This is a genomic window from Fretibacterium sp. (genome assembly GCF_057312375.1).
The window spans coordinates 1-13,443 of the sequence record NZ_DBHLDX010000051.1; the positions used below are offsets into that span (position 1 = coordinate 1).

General features: G+C 67.2%; 14 protein-coding genes. 8 read left to right on the plus strand and 6 right to left on the minus strand.

Annotated features, from left to right (window positions below; genetic code table 11):
* Window positions 1-658: AAA family ATPase (locus ACO41U_RS07885; protein WP_485942960.1), on the minus strand; the 658-nt coding region annotated here is incomplete at its 3' end.
* Window positions 659-1,015: 357 nt separating this feature from the next.
* Here ACO41U_RS07885 and infC point away from each other — a divergent pair.
* From infC to ACO41U_RS07925, 8 genes are all read left to right on the plus strand, one after another.
* Window positions 1,016-1,618, plus strand: a complete 603-nt coding sequence (gene infC, locus ACO41U_RS07890) for a translation initiation factor IF-3 (RefSeq protein WP_298777921.1) — start codon at window positions 1,016-1,018, stop codon at window positions 1,616-1,618.
* Between the two features lie 66 nt (window positions 1,619-1,684).
* Window positions 1,685-1,885 (plus strand): 50S ribosomal protein L35, encoded by a 201-nt coding sequence (gene rpmI / locus ACO41U_RS07895; protein WP_298777919.1) that lies wholly within the window; start codon window positions 1,685-1,687, stop codon window positions 1,883-1,885.
* Between the two features lie 43 nt (window positions 1,886-1,928).
* Complete coding sequence (gene rplT / locus ACO41U_RS07900) at window positions 1,929-2,282, plus strand: 50S ribosomal protein L20 (protein ID WP_298777917.1); 354 nt, start codon at window positions 1,929-1,931, stop codon at window positions 2,280-2,282.
* A 140-nt stretch (window positions 2,283-2,422) separates the two neighbouring features.
* Window positions 2,423-3,469 (plus strand): phenylalanine--tRNA ligase subunit alpha, encoded by a 1,047-nt coding sequence (pheS, locus tag ACO41U_RS07905; protein ID WP_485942979.1) that lies wholly within the window; start codon window positions 2,423-2,425, stop codon window positions 3,467-3,469.
* Window positions 3,469-5,898: a phenylalanine--tRNA ligase subunit beta gene (gene pheT, locus ACO41U_RS07910; RefSeq protein ID WP_485942963.1), complete on the plus strand. Its 2,430-nt coding sequence runs from the start codon at window positions 3,469-3,471 to the stop codon at window positions 5,896-5,898. Before pheS ends, pheT begins: the two co-directional genes overlap by 1 nt.
* Before the next feature lie 69 nt (window positions 5,899-5,967).
* Entirely contained in the window at window positions 5,968-6,252 is a 285-nt protein-coding gene (locus ACO41U_RS07915; protein ID WP_485942965.1) for a hypothetical protein, read from the plus strand.
* Between the two features lie 5 nt (window positions 6,253-6,257).
* Window positions 6,258-6,593, plus strand: coding sequence for a hypothetical protein (locus ACO41U_RS07920; RefSeq protein ID WP_485942967.1), 336 nt, complete (start codon window positions 6,258-6,260; stop codon window positions 6,591-6,593).
* 90 nt (window positions 6,594-6,683) lie between these two features.
* Entirely contained in the window at window positions 6,684-8,213 is a 1,530-nt protein-coding gene (locus tag ACO41U_RS07925; protein ID WP_485942969.1) for a sodium:solute symporter family protein, read from the plus strand.
* Between the two features lie 153 nt (window positions 8,214-8,366).
* Here the strand turns inward: ACO41U_RS07925 and ACO41U_RS07930 are convergent, their stop codons facing one another.
* From ACO41U_RS07930 to ACO41U_RS07950, 5 genes are all read right to left on the minus strand, one after another.
* Entirely contained in the window at window positions 8,367-8,900 is a 534-nt protein-coding gene (locus ACO41U_RS07930; protein WP_485942971.1) for a prepilin-type N-terminal cleavage/methylation domain-containing protein, read from the minus strand.
* Window positions 8,893-9,333 carry a type II secretion system major pseudopilin GspG gene (gspG, locus tag ACO41U_RS07935; RefSeq protein ID WP_298777404.1) on the minus strand — a complete coding sequence of 147 codons (441 nt, stop codon included), beginning with the start codon at window positions 9,331-9,333 and terminating at the stop codon, window positions 8,893-8,895. The genes ACO41U_RS07930 and gspG overlap by 8 nt, the downstream gene beginning before the upstream one ends.
* Window positions 9,334-9,392: 59 nt before the next feature.
* The gene (locus tag ACO41U_RS07940; protein ID WP_485942973.1) at window positions 9,393-10,544 is read right to left on the minus strand and encodes a type II secretion system F family protein; all 1,152 of its coding nucleotides are present in this window, start codon (window positions 10,542-10,544) and stop codon (window positions 9,393-9,395) included.
* Between the two features lies 1 nt (window position 10,545).
* Window positions 10,546-12,111: a GspE/PulE family protein gene (locus tag ACO41U_RS07945; protein WP_485942975.1), complete on the minus strand. Its 1,566-nt coding sequence runs from the start codon at window positions 12,109-12,111 to the stop codon at window positions 10,546-10,548.
* Window positions 12,112-12,113: 2 nt separating this feature from the next.
* Window positions 12,114-13,443, minus strand: a 1,330-nt coding sequence (locus ACO41U_RS07950) for a type II secretion system protein GspD (RefSeq protein ID WP_485942977.1), incomplete at its 5' end; no start/stop codon positions are given.

Here is a 13,443-nt window from a genome sequence, read left to right on the forward strand (position 1 = left end):
CCTCCACCATGGAGATGTCCCGCAGGTTGTTCATGGCGGAGAAGACGCCGGTCCTCGTGAACTTGGAGATGCCGGTCAGCATGACGAAGCGGAGGTACTCGTCGCAGCCCTTGAGGACGGTGTAGAGGGTGCGGAGCGCCTCGCGCATGGCCTCCGCCGCCTCCAGGTTCCCGATCTTGTCCAGGATGGGCTTGTCGTACTCGTCGATCAGGACGACCACAGGCCCGCCCTGCTTGTAGAGGGCCCGGATAAGCTCTTGAAACTTATCGCTGGGCTGCTGACTGGAGAGCGTCACGCCTGCATCTTCCGCCCTCCAGATCAACGCGCTGTTAAGGGACTCTTCAAACTGATCGATGTCCCTGACATTTATCATGCTCATGTCGAGCCGCAGCACGGGCGCGGGATGTTCCGCCTGCTCTGCGGCCCACGCCTCGACGGCAAGGCCGCGGAACAGCTCCGCCTTGCCACTGAACAGGGCGTCAAGCGTCGAGAGCGTCAGCGACTTGCCGAACCGCCGAGGGCGGGACAGGAAGTACCGTCTCCCGCTTGAGATGATTTTCTGCAGCCGATGGGTCTTGTCCACATAGAGAAGCCCCTCCCGGCGCAGCATCTCGAAGCTCTGGATGCCTATGGGCAGAGTCTGAAGTCTTTCGTTCACCGTCTGTCACCTCTCTCCAATTGGTTTTTCATGACCTATTCTAGCAGAAGCAGGTAGTGTTTGAAAAAACAGCTCGGATTACAATTCATTTGCGTTTCTAGTTTGGGCTTCCGCGCCCACCCCCTTGTCCTTTGGCGCGGACTGTGCTATAGTTGCAGGACGAATTTCGTGCGAAGCAGAGGTTGGCCCCTCTCGCCTGTTCGGCGTCCGCCCGGCGGACCGCTGGCGGGCTGCGAAGAACGCTTTTCAACCGGCGCGAGCCGGAGGCGGATTTCAACGGGAGATGGGCTGACGCTTGTCCCCCGTTTTTTATGGGCTGCGTCGGGCGGAACGATCACAGTGGAGGTGAGGCTCATATTGCCCAGAACGGATGAGGACGCGCCGCGTGTCAACGAGGAGATCACAGCGCCAAACGTGCTGCTGATAGACGAGAACGGGGTCAAGGTGGGGCAGACGGACACTCGTGAGGCCATACGTATGGCCGAGGAGAAGATGCTGGACCTGGTGGAGGTGGCCCCGCAGGCGAAGCCGCCCGTGTGTCGTATCATGGACTACGGCAAGTATCGCTACCAGCTGCAGAAGAAGGAGAAGGACGCCAGGAAGAAGCAGAAGGTCCAGGCCCTGAAGGAAATCAAGATGCGCCCGAAGATCGACGAGCACGACTTCGACTTCAAGATGAAGGCCATCCAGAACTTCCTTGCAGGGGGACATCGCGTCAAGGTTTCCGTGTTCTTCCGAGGGCGTGAGATGGCCTTTCTCAACCGCGGCGAGGACGTCTTGAACCGGGTCATCGCGGAGTGCGGTGAACTGGGCAAGTGTGAGGACTCCCCAAAGATGGAGGGGCGCTACATGCGTATCCTGGTGACGCCCACGCCCCAAGCTTCGGCCAAGGCGGGCGCCAAGGGCGCTGCGGAGGCAAAGAAGCCCGCTCCAGAGTCGGCCGAAGCCGCCGAGGCCTGATCATCGGCCGCCAAAAGGCGCGCCGCGGCCTCGAAAGACAGTCCTACGAGTGAGGAGAATGTTCTGATGCCTAAGATGAAACTGAAGTCGCACTCCGGTGCAAAGAAGCGCTTTTTCCGCACGGCGACCGGCAAGCTGGCCTATCGCAAGTCCGGCCGCTCCCACATCATGGTCCACAAGGGAGCCAAGCGCCTGCGTACCCTGCGCAAGACGGGCTACGTCACGGAAACGCTGATGGAGCAGATGAACCACCTGCTCCCCTACTAGGGACGTCCCGCTGTTCTTGTCCGTTTGAAAGGATTGATGACAAATGCGCGTTAAGGGTGCGTCGATCAGCAACAAGAAGAGGAAGAAGCTTTTTACCGTCACGAAGGGGTACTGGGGGCAGCACAAGCACGCCTACCGCCGCGCGCGGGAGGCCTACCTCGCCGCCCTGTCCCGAGCCTACAACGACCGCAAGCGCAAGAAGCGCGACTACCGTCGCCTGTGGATCACCCGCATCAGTGCCGCTGTGCGCTCCGAGGGCATGAGCTACAGCGTCTTCATGAACGGGCTGAAGCGGGCCGGAGTCGTCATGAACCGCAAGATGCTGTCCGAGCTGGCCATTCACGACATGGAGGCCTTCCGCTCCCTCGTGGGGCAGGCAAAGTCCGCCCTCAGGTAGGCCGTCGCCGCGGCTTGGGGCGATCGCGGCCCCGACTTTTTAAAGGCTGTCCCTGGGGTTCCCCGTCGCAGGCACGACGGGGGCCCCTTTTCGTTTTGTGCCGTCCTGAATGGGGCCGGCGTTCCGGAAGAGGCTGAGATATTGTGAACGACGAATTGATGAAGGGTATGCAGGAGGTGCGCGCCTCCTTTGAACGGGAGCTGGCCGACGCCTCCACGACGGAGGCGCTCGAGGAGGTCCGCGTGCGCTGCATGGGCAAGAAGGGCGCCCTGACGGCGCTCCTGCGCTCCCTTGGCAAGCTCTCCGCAGAGGAGAGGCCCGCGGCGGGACAGGACCTGAACGCCCTCCGCGACGAGATGGAGGAGAAGCTCTCCTCCCGCAGGCGCCAGCTGCGCGACGCGGAGAACGAGGCGCAGGAGGCGGGAGAACGCATCGACGTGACGCTGCCCTCCCGCGGCCGCCCGGCGGGGGCGTTTCACCCCGTGCTTCAAACCATGTACGAGATGGCGGAGATCATGGTGGGCCTGGGCTACTCCGTGGCCCTGGGTCCGGAGAAGGAGGAGGAGCACTACAACTTCGACTGCCTGAACATGCCCTCCTGGCACCCGGCCCGCGACATGCAGGACACGTTCTACTTCCCGGACGGCACGCTGCTGCGCACCCACACCTCGCCCGTCCAGGTGCGGTCCATGCTGAAGTACGGCGCTCCCCTGCGCATCGTCTGCCCCGGCAAGGTCTACCGCCGGGACAACGACCCGACCCACTCCCCCATGTTCAACCAGATGGAGGGCCTCCTGATCGACCGAGACGTGTCCTTCGCGGTCCTGAAGGGGACGATCGGGGCGGCGGTGAACGCCTTCTTTGGCCGTACTCTGAAGAACCGCTTCCGCGCCAGCTACTTCCCCTTCACGGAGCCCTCGATGGAGCTCGACATCGAGTGCGTGGTGTGCGGCGGGCGCGACTCCCACTGCCGCGTGTGCAAGGGCACGGGATGGCTCGAGGCCGGCGGCATGGGCATGGTCCATCCGGAGGTGGTGCGGGCCGGAGGCATCGACCCGGAGCGCTACAACGGCTTCGCCTTCGGCCTGGGGCTGGACCGCATGGCCATGCTGAAGTACGGCATTGCCGACCTGCGCCTGCTCTTTGACGGCAACGTTTCCTATTTCCTGTCGGGGAGGGATGCCTGATGCTCGTATCCTGGGAGCTGTTGAAGGACTTTATCGACGTCGGCGTTTCGCCGGAGGAGGCCGCGGAGCGCCTGACGCTCTCCGGCGCGGAGGTCGAGGGCCTGCGGCGCACGGCGGGGGCCATGAGGGGCGTCGTGACGGCGCGGATCGCCTCCCTCGAGAAGCACCCGACTCAGGACCGCCTCTCGGTCGCCCGTCTGGACGCCGGCGATGGACGGCAGTCCCTCTGCATCACAAGCGCCGTGAACATGAAGCAGGGGGACCTGGTGTTCTACGCGCCCCCCGGCTCCATCCTGCCCGACGGCACGGAGCTCGGCATGCGCGACTTCTTCGGCGTGGACAGCGCGGGGATGATGCTCTCCGCCGAGGAGCTGGGCCTGCCGGACGTGGACTCCCCCGAAGGGCTCCTGATCCTGCCCCCGGATGCCCCCGTGGGCGTCCCGGCGGAGGCCCTCTACCACCTGGGGGACACGGTGCTCGACGTTTCCGTCACCCCGAACCGCGGTGACCTCCTGAGCCTCCTCGGTCTGGCCAGGGAGCTGAAGGGGCTCTTCCCCGGCGCGACGCTCAGGACGCCCGCGTGGATGGCGCCCCTGAAGCAGGAGGAGGACTGGACGGAACGGTTCGGCGCCATCTCCCTGCCGGACCGGGGCTGCCTGTGCTACCGCCTGGGGCTGGCCACAGGCGCCGGGATCGGGCCGTCGCCCCTGACGGCGCGGATCGACCTGAGCCACATGGGCATGAGGCCTCTCACCAACGCCGTGGACGCCACGAACTACGTCATGCTGGCGCTGGGACAGCCCCTCCATGCCTTCGACCTCAACACGCTGCCGGAGCGGGAGATCACGGTGCGCGCCGCCCGCGAGGGCGAGCGCATGACGACCCTGGACGACAAGGAGCGCCTCCTGACGGAGCGCGACATGCTCATCACGAGCGGCGGGACCCCCATCGCCCTGGCCGGCGTGATGGGAGGGAAGCAGACCGGCATCGCGGCGGACACCCGAACGATCGTGGTGGAGAGCGCCTGCTTCTCCCCCGTGCGGGTGGGGCACACGGCCCGTCGCCTCGGCATCGCCTCGGAGGCCGCCTTCCGCTTCTCCCGCACGGTGGACCCCACCCTCTCCGCGACGGCCCTCTCCGCGGCACTGTCCCTCCTGCGCGACTGGTGCGGAGCGGACGTGAGCTGCCGTCCGCTGTCCGCCGAGAACGCCCTCCCCGCCCCGAAGCCCGTGACCCTGACGCGGCGAAAGCTCTCCGTCTACCTGTCCTTCGACGACATGGACGGGGCCCAGGAGATCCTCGAGGGCTTCGGCATCGCGCGCTGCGGCGGAACGGAGGACGCCCGGACCTTCCTGCCGCCGAGCTGGAGGCCGGACGTTTCCATCGAGGAGGACCTCATCGAGGAGGTTGGCCGATTCCGGGGCTACAACGACGAGCCGGGCCGCCTGCCGGGCGAGATGCCCGTCCGCGCGGAGGTGGGCTCTCCCACCAGCCTGGCCGCCGCCCTGCGCAGCACCCTCGTGGCGCGCGGCTACACCGAGGTCATGACCTACAGCTTCCTGCCCGAGGACTTTCCGGCCCGGCTGCACCTGCCGGACGAGGACCTGCGGGCGCACCCCTTGACGCTGGCCAACCCGATCAGCCGCGACCAGATCGCCATGCGCACCACCCTCGTGCCGGGGCTGCTTATGGGGCTTCGGACGACCCTGGCCTCCGGCTGGCGCGGCGCGGTACGGACGTTCGAGCAGGGACGCGCCTTCCTGAGGACCGCGCCCGGCGCGGCGGAGCATGTGGAGATCGACCGCGTGGCGGGGCTGGCCTTCAACGGCACGGACCCCCGCACGCCATGGAAGGGGCAGGAGGAGGACTTCTACAGCGTCCGGGCGGACGTCGAGGCGCTGCTCCTGGGCCGGGGGCTGACGCCGCGCTTCGTGCGGGGCCGCGAGCCCTTCGCCCACTCCGGGCAGACGGCCGAGGTTCGGGCCGTCACGCCGGAAGGGGAGAGGCGGATCGGCTGGCTGGCCCGCCTGAAGCCGGCCCTGGAGCAAGAACTGGACGTGACGGGGCCGGTCTGCCTCTTCGAGCTGGACCTGGCGCCCCTCGAGGTGCTGCGCAAGCCACGCTACAAGCCCGGCAGCCCCTTCCCCGCCTCCCTGCGCGACATCTCCATGTTCGTGCCGGCGGGGCGCGACCAGGACGAGGTGGCTGCGGACGTCCGCGAGGCCGCCCACGAGGCGGGGGGCGACATCCTGGAAACGCTTCGCCTCTTCGACGTCTACGCGGGAAAGGGCGTGCCCGACGGCCTCGTCAGCATGGCCTACTCGCTGAACTACCGCGCCCCCGACCGCACCCTGAAGGACGAGGAAGTGGAGTCCATCCACCGGAAGGTGCGGGACACCCTGGCGCGGAAAGGGTACAATATACGGTAAGTCATCCCGGCCCTGTCGAGCCTCCGGCCCGGCAGGGCCGTACCGTGCGGAGGAGGAGTGGTTGTACGGATGGAACTGAGGAACATTGAGAACCTTGTGGATCGCCTCGCGGAGCAGATCGAAACGTTGATCGACGAGAGGGACGACCTGCGGCGTGAGGTGGCCCGCCTCAGCGCCTGCGTCGCCGAGCGCGACGAGGAGTGCGTCCGCGTCCGCCAGGAGATGGCGCGGGCCCTCGAGGAGGCGGCGGATGAGTCCGCACACGTGGAGCGCAGCGGCACGGAGATCGAGGCGAAGCTCCAGACCCTGAACGACCGCCTCATCGAACTCGTGATGGAACAGCAGCGGGGCTGACGGTCGTGAAGGCGCCAAGGAACGTGCCCCTGACCGTCGGAAAGAGGACCTACACCATCAAGACCCCGCTGGACGACGCGACACTCTCCCGCGTGCAGGCCCTGCTCCAAGACGCCTGCGGGGACCCCGCCCGCGGGACGGCTCAGGAGGACCTGATGCTCCTCGCCTGCCTGAAGCTCGCCTACTCCCTGGACACGCTGACGGAGCGCCTGGGGGCGCTGACGGCCCGCCTCGCCGACGCGGCGTGCCTCCGGAAGGGGCCTCCCGCCTTCGAGAGCGCCCTCGACGAAGTGGATAAAGACTGCGAAGAGGACCACAGGCGCGGATTTCCTGCGCCATGACCGCGAAGGGCGGCAAGCCGGTGAGAGGGCGCGGGATGCAGGACCACAAGTCATTTCAGAGCCGCCGCTGCGGCAGGGGGGATTGATCTCATGGAATTTCAGATGGGGCTGGGGATCGTGCTGGTGCTGGCGCTGATCGTCGGCGTGGGGGTCTGGTCGGGCAGGAGGGTGAAGAATGAAACAGACTTTCTGACCGGCGGCGGCCAGGCGGGGCCCGCACTGGTCTGCGGCGCGCTGATGGGGAGCCTCGTCAGCGCTCAGTCCACGATTGGCTCTGCGCAGATGGCCTTCTATTACGGCCTGACGGCCTGGTGGTTCACCCTGGGGTCGGCTCTGGGATGCCTCCTCATGGCCCTGGGCTACGTCCGCGCCCTCCGGGCCAGCGGCTGCGTGACGGAGCTGCAGGTCATCTCGAAGGAGTACGGCGGAACGGCGGAGAGCATCGGAACCGTGCTGAGCGCCGTGGGCATCTTCATCACCGTGCTGTCGCAGATCATCGCCTGCATCGGTATCTTCACGATCCTGTTCCCCAACCTCTCCATGGCGTGGGCCGCCGTCCTGACCGTGGCCGTGATGGGCTGTTACGTCGTGTTCGGCGGCGCCTGGGGGGCGGGCATGGGCGGCGTGGTGAAGGTGGCCCTCCTCTACCTGGCCTTTATGGCCGGCATCGTACTGGTGCTGCGCTTCGAGGGCGGGCTTACCGGACTTTCGAAGACGCTCTCGAACCTCCTGGCGGGCACTCCCCTGGGGATGGTCCAGCGCGCCGCCGCCAACGTCCCCAACGTGGCGGACGGAGGGGACCTGGCGCAGCGCTTCGCCAGCCTTACTGCCCGCGGCCTCCCCACGGACATGGGCTCCTGCCTGTCCCTCATCGTTGGGGTCCTCTCCACCCAGACCTACGCCCAGGCCGTCTGGAGCGCCAGGACCGACGCGGCGGCGCGCAGGGGCGTGCTGATCAGCGCCCTCCTGATCCCCATCCTCGGAGCCGCGGGCATCCTCATGGGGCTTTCGGTGCGCGCCCACTACATCACCCAGGCGGAGGTGGAGGCGCTCGCCGCCGCAGGACAGGCCATCCCCGACCTTCCGGTCCTGGCCAGCACGCTGCACGTGCTGCCGGCCTTCGCCATGGACCACATGCCGCCGCTGATGGCCGGCGCCGTGCTGGGGACGCTCCTGATCACGGTGATCGGCGGCGGGGCGGGGCTGTCGCTGGGCATGGCTACCATCCTGGTGGAGGACCTGTACCGGCGCGCCACGAAGTGCATCGACACCGCCTCGAAGGAGCTCCTGGCGACGCGCCTCACCATCGTGGGGATCCTCGTCGTCGGGGCGGCGCTGGCCGTCCTCGCCCACGACAGCAAGCTGAACGACCTGGGCTTCCTCTCCATGGGCCTGCGGGGGGCAGTGGTGTTCGCCCCCATGACCTGCGCCCTGATGCTGAAGGGGCACATTCGTCCGCCCTTCATCGTGGCTGCGATCGTTCTGGGCCCATCGGCGGTCGCGGCCGTCCTCCTCCTGGACCTGCCCGTGGACCCAATCCTGAGCGGCACGGCAGTCTCCATCGCCTGCTGCCTCGCGGGGCTGCTCTTCCAGCCGAAGCACACGGGCGCCCTGACCTGATCGGTCCCCGCGCCCCGAAGCACAAAGGTAAAGGGCCGATGGGGCACGTCGCCCCATCGGCCCCTTTGCGCCGGCACCTTCCGTCCGGCGGTCGTTCGAACGACATCGTATCCCCCGGACGGGCTCATCCGTCGGAGGTCTCTGGCACGGCCGTCAGCGGTCCCGCCGGGGCACCGGGGCGCAGTAGCCCGTCACGGTCAGGAGGAAGCGTTCCGCTGCGCTCTCCGCCGTCCCTGGGTCCGCCCAGGATATCCGGGCCGGCGTGCAGGAGCCGTCCGTGTAGAAGTAGACGACCTCCGGCTCCATGCTCCAGCCCTCTCCCGCCGGCGGGTAGGCCAGCTTCACGGGGCTCCAGGCCAACACGCCCTCCCGCGCCCTGGCCGTGCCCAGGAAGACGCTGAGGTCCCGGCTGTCCGGGGCCTGACGGACCAGCGCCTCCACGTCGATGCGGCCGCGCCTAGAGCGCTCCTCCGGCTTCAGCACGAAGCGGATGGACACCCCGGACAGGGCCAGGTCCCCCGCCTCCTCCACGCTGCGCTGCAGCAGCGCCGAGGGAGGCTCGTAGTAAAAAGAGATGCGTGGTACCAAGACGGCGGCCATGAGCCCCACGATCGTGATCACGATCATAATCTCGATCAGCGTGAAGCCGGGCCGCCGCACCTCCCCGAAGGGCGGGAAATCAGTCATCGTTCGTGACGTCCGCGCCCTCGCCCTCACCGCCCTCCTCGCCGTCCGGGCCTGTGCTGACGATCTGGATGCGCCCGTTTCGGTTGCGGTAGATGTAGGGGTTGCCCCAGGGGTCGTCCGGTACCTTCTTCAAGTACCCGCCCTCGATGTAGTGCTTCGGCACGGGGGAGATGGTGGGCGCCTTCACCAGCGCGTCCAGCCCCTGCTGCGTGGAGGGGTAGAAGCCGTTGTGCATTCGGTACATCTCAAGGGCCTCCTCGAAGCTCTTGATCTGCGACCGGGCCATCGTGCGCTGGGCCTCCGCCACCTGGGGGCCGATGCGCGGCACCACCAGAGCCGCCAGAAGGCCGAGGATCACCACCACCACCATGATCTCGATCAGCGTGAAGCCGCGCCGACGGGCCATGTGTAAACCGTACTTCGTCTTGCTCATCTCACGTTCCTCCCAAAGCGCGCCCGCGCCAAATCAACATGCGGGAGCGTTAATTTTCGCTACTTTACGATGCCCGCCAGGTCGAACACCGGCGTCAGAATCGCCAGGACGATGAAACCCACGGAAACGCCCAAAAGCAGCACCATCATGGGCTCCATGAGCGTCGAGAGGCGCTCCATCCGGCTCTGGGCGATCTCCCGGCACTGGCCGGAAACGTTCGAGAGCGCCTGGGACAGCTCGCCGCCCATCTCCCCCACCCGGACCACCGCCACGATCTCCTCCGGGAAGCCCGTCTTCTCAAGGGCCCTGTCGAAGCGGTGCCCCGCCTTGACCATCTCCGCGCAGTCCAGCCAGCGCTTGGCCCTGGGGTCCATCGAAGAGGCCATCCGCAGCGCTTGAACCAGGGGGATTCCGGAGCGCAAGAGCGTGCTGATGTGCGAGGTCACGAGCGCCAGCGTCAGCTGTTCGTTGATGCCCCGCATGAAGGGGATCGCGATCTTCTTCCCGCGCCGTTTCATCCACAGGAACAGCAGCAGGAGCCCCACCAGGACCCAGACGCCCCAGTTGATGATGAAGGAGGACAGGCCGATCAGGATGCGGGTCGGCAGGGGCAGCGTCTGGTGCATGTCCTCGAACAGGGACGAGATCTTCGGCACCACGTAGGTCAGCATGAAGGTGACGACGCCGACCCCCACCACCGCCATCACGATGGGGTACGTCATCGCGCCGCGAATCTTGCGCACCAGGCCGTCCTCCAGCTTGAACTGCTCCGCAGCCTCCTCCAGCACGGAGATGAGGGAGCCGCTCTGCTCGCCGGACTCCGCCACGCGCCACAGACTCTCGCGGAAGGCGCCGCTCTCGGCCAGGGCCGTGTGAAACTTCCGCCCGCCCTCCACCTCGGCAAGGAGCTTCTCCAGCGCCGGGCCCATGCGCCTGTCCCGCGCCTGCTTCGCCATGATTCTCAGGGAGTCCGCCAAGGGCAGGCCGGACTTGAGGTAGGACGCCAGGCTGCGGCAGAAGAAGATGTGTGCGTCGAGGGACAGGAGCTTCGGGCGTCCGCCGCGCTTCCTCTCCGTCGCCGCCGCGACGTCCACCACCACCACGCCGCGCTCCGTCAGACGCTCCACCGCCTGCATGGAGGAGGAGGCCTCCACCGTCCCCCTGGTCTGCTTCCCCCGCGCGTCGTAACCCGAATAGGTGAAGTGGGGCATGTCACTCCTCCCCCGCCACGCGAATCAGCTCGTCCGGCGAGGTCCGCCCCGCCTCGACGGCGGAGAGCCCGATCTCCCACAGGGTGCGGAAGCCGCCCTCCCGTGCGATCTCCCGCAGCCTGGAGGCCGTCGCGCCGGCCACGAAGGCCTCCTGCACCGCCTCGTCCACCACGAACTGCTCGTAGAGGCCGATGCGCCCCTTGTAGCCCGTGTTGTGGCACTCGGAGCAGCCCACGGGCTCAAACGCCCGCTTCAACCCCTGACGGGCCATGGCCGCCGGCGGGGCCACCTCCCTCATGCAGTGGGGACAGAGGCGGCGCGCCAGGCGCTGGGCCACCGCTCCGATCATGCAGTTGGCGGCCAGGTAGGGCTCAATGCCCATGTCCACCAGGCGAATGATGGCACCGATGGAGTCGTTCGTGTGGAGCGTCGAGAGCACCAGGTGCCCCGTCAGGGAGGCCTGGACGCCGATGTGGGCCGTCTCGAAGTCGCGCATCTCCCCGATCATCACGATGTCCGGGTCCTGCCGCAGGATGGAGCGCAGGGCGGAGGCGAAGGTCACGCCGGCCTTCTCGTTCACCTGAATCTGCGCCACTCCCGGCAGGGCGTACTCCACGGGGTCCTCCACCGTGATGATGTTCACCTCCGGCCGGGCCAGGGCCTGAAGGATAGCGTAGAGGCTCGTGGACTTTCCCGACCCCGTGGGGCCGGTAAAGAGGATCATGCCGTGGGGGCGGTGGATCAGGGCCTCCATCGTCTCGCGCTCCTCCCTCTCCATGCCCAGGTCCTCCAGCGTCAGGAGCCCGTGTCCCTTGTCCAGAAGGCGCATGGCCATCCGCTCGCCGTACTGCGTCGGCACGAGCCCCACCCGGACGTCCACCGCCCTGTCCCCCAGAGTGATGCCGATCCGGCCGTCCTGGGGCGTCATGTGCTCCGCGATGTCCATCTTGGCCATGACCTTGATGCGGCTCGTCAGCGGGGCCTGGTGCGTGCGCGGCAGGCGCAGGCGGTCCTGCAGCACGCCGTCGATGCGAAAGCGGATCAGGACGTCGTCCTCGTAGGGTTCCACGTGGATGTCCGTGGCGCGCTGGCGCAGCGCGTCCACGAAGAGGCCGTTCACCAGACGGATGACCGGCACGTCCACCGAGTCGCTCAACACGTCCTCCCGGCTCAGGTCCTCGATGTCGTCGATGCCCTCCATCTTCCGCGCCGCCTCGTCCGCGGCCACGCTGCGAAGGTCGTAGAGCTTGCGCAGGAGCTCGCTCACCTCCGACTCCGTGCGCAGCTCGATCTCCACGGGACGCCCCAGGGCCGTGGCCAGCACCTGAGCCTTCGGCCAGGCGTCCAGGGACGACGCTCCCACGATCAGCACGCCGTCGTCGATGCGAAGGGGGACCACGCCGCCCTGGCGCAGCACGTCAAGGCCCATCCCCTCCGGCAGGAGCTCGGAGACTTCCTTTGCGTCCGGCAGGGGCGGCAGCGGCGCGTCCCCGCTGACGGGGAGGGCGGTGGCCTCCGGGTCCTCTCCCAGGGCCCGGACGTCCACGCTCCTCAGGCGTTCGGGCATCGCTACTGCCTCCTGCTCTTTCGGACGCTCTCGTGATAGAGCTCCTGGAAGCGGCGATCGACCTCGCGCTCGATGGGGTTCACGTCCATGCTCGCCAGCAAAGGCCGCGCGCCGGACGGGAAGACCTTCGCATCCCCGTTGGTGACGTCTGCTGAGGCAAAGGCGTCCGTGAGGCCGGAGGCCCGGAGCGTCGCGCCCCGCATCTCCTCGGGGTTCGAGATGATCTGGGGCGTCAGGAAGATGACGAAGTCCACCTTCTCCTTCTCCTTCGAGACCTTCTGGAACAGGCTGCCAATCAGGGGGATGTAGGACAGGCCCGGCACGCGCCGCCTGAGGGCCCGCTCCGTCTCCTTGATCATGCCCCCCAGGATTACGGTCTCCCCGTTCGCCACCACCACCGAGGTGTGCACCTCCCGCTTCGCCGTCACGGGCGTCACGGACCCCGTGGCCGTCAGCACGTCCTCCGTCGTCTGCTTGATGTCGAGCGCCACCACGTTGCCGCTTCGGATGTGGGGCGTCACGGTGAGCGTCAGGCCCGTGTCCTTGTAGTCGTAGCTCTGCTGGGTGGCGTTGGGGTTCGACAGCTCGGAGGTGCTGGCCTTCAGGACGGGGATCACCTGTCCCACCTGGAAGGAGCTCTCCTTGTTGTCCGTACACATCAGGCGCGGCACGGAGAGGACGTTTACGGCGTCGTACTTCTTCAGCATCTCGATGGAGGCATAGATCAGCGCGAGGGGCTTATAGTTTTTCACGGAGTAGGTGGAGCCGTTGCGCTCCACCAGCTCCTCCTTCTTCGAGAGCTCGCTGAACCACTGCGCGAACTGGGAGGGGACGGCCCCTTCGCCCAGCTGGCCCATGCCGCCCAGCATGACGTTGTCCCAGATCTGGCCGCCCAGGATGTTCCAGTCCACGCCGGCCCGGTCCAGGTTCGTGACGTTGATCTCCGCGATGAAGCCACGCAGCAGCACCTGCTTGGCCTGGACGTCGATGGCGTCCAGCACCCCCGTCAGGGCCTCGTACTGCTTCTGGGTGGCCGCGAAGATCAGGCTGTTGGTAGTGAGGTCCGGCACCACCGTGGCGGGGTACTTGCCCTCCTGGTTCGGCTGCAGCAGGGAGGATGCCGCCAGCACCTTGCTCAGTTGCTCGGCCGCCGCCGTGGCGTCGATGTTCTTCAGCTTGTAGACGTGGAAGTCCCCCACCTTGGAGTCCACGTCCAGCTCCTTCACGATCTTGGCGGCCTGGTCGATGTTTCCCCGGTCCCCCACCACCACGACCTTACGGCTCGCGGGGTCCGCGACGGCGCTGAGCCCCTGCATCGGGCCCCCCGTCTGG

Excerpts from the sequence above, each read along its gene's own strand:
- rpmI (WP_298777919.1), top strand. The coding sequence starts at position 1,685 with ATGCCTAAGATGAAACTGAAGTCGCACTCCGGTGCAAAGAAGCGCTTT.
- rplT (WP_298777917.1), top strand. The coding sequence starts at position 1,929 with ATGCGCGTTAAGGGTGCGTCGATCAGCAACAAGAAGAGGAAGAAGCTT.
- pheT (WP_485942963.1), top strand. The coding sequence starts at position 3,469 with ATGCTCGTATCCTGGGAGCTGTTGAAGGACTTTATCGACGTCGGCGTT.
- ACO41U_RS07915 (WP_485942965.1), top strand. The coding sequence starts at position 5,968 with ATGGAACTGAGGAACATTGAGAACCTTGTGGATCGCCTCGCGGAGCAG.
- ACO41U_RS07925 (WP_485942969.1), top strand. The coding sequence starts at position 6,684 with ATGGAATTTCAGATGGGGCTGGGGATCGTGCTGGTGCTGGCGCTGATC.
- ACO41U_RS07930 (WP_485942971.1), bottom strand. The coding sequence starts at position 8,900 with ATGACTGATTTCCCGCCCTTCGGGGAGGTGCGGCGGCCCGGCTTCACG.
- gspG (WP_298777404.1), bottom strand. The coding sequence starts at position 9,333 with ATGAGCAAGACGAAGTACGGTTTACACATGGCCCGTCGGCGCGGCTTC.
- ACO41U_RS07940 (WP_485942973.1), bottom strand. The coding sequence starts at position 10,544 with ATGCCCCACTTCACCTATTCGGGTTACGACGCGCGGGGGAAGCAGACC.
- ACO41U_RS07945 (WP_485942975.1), bottom strand. The coding sequence starts at position 12,111 with ATGCCCGAACGCCTGAGGAGCGTGGACGTCCGGGCCCTGGGAGAGGAC.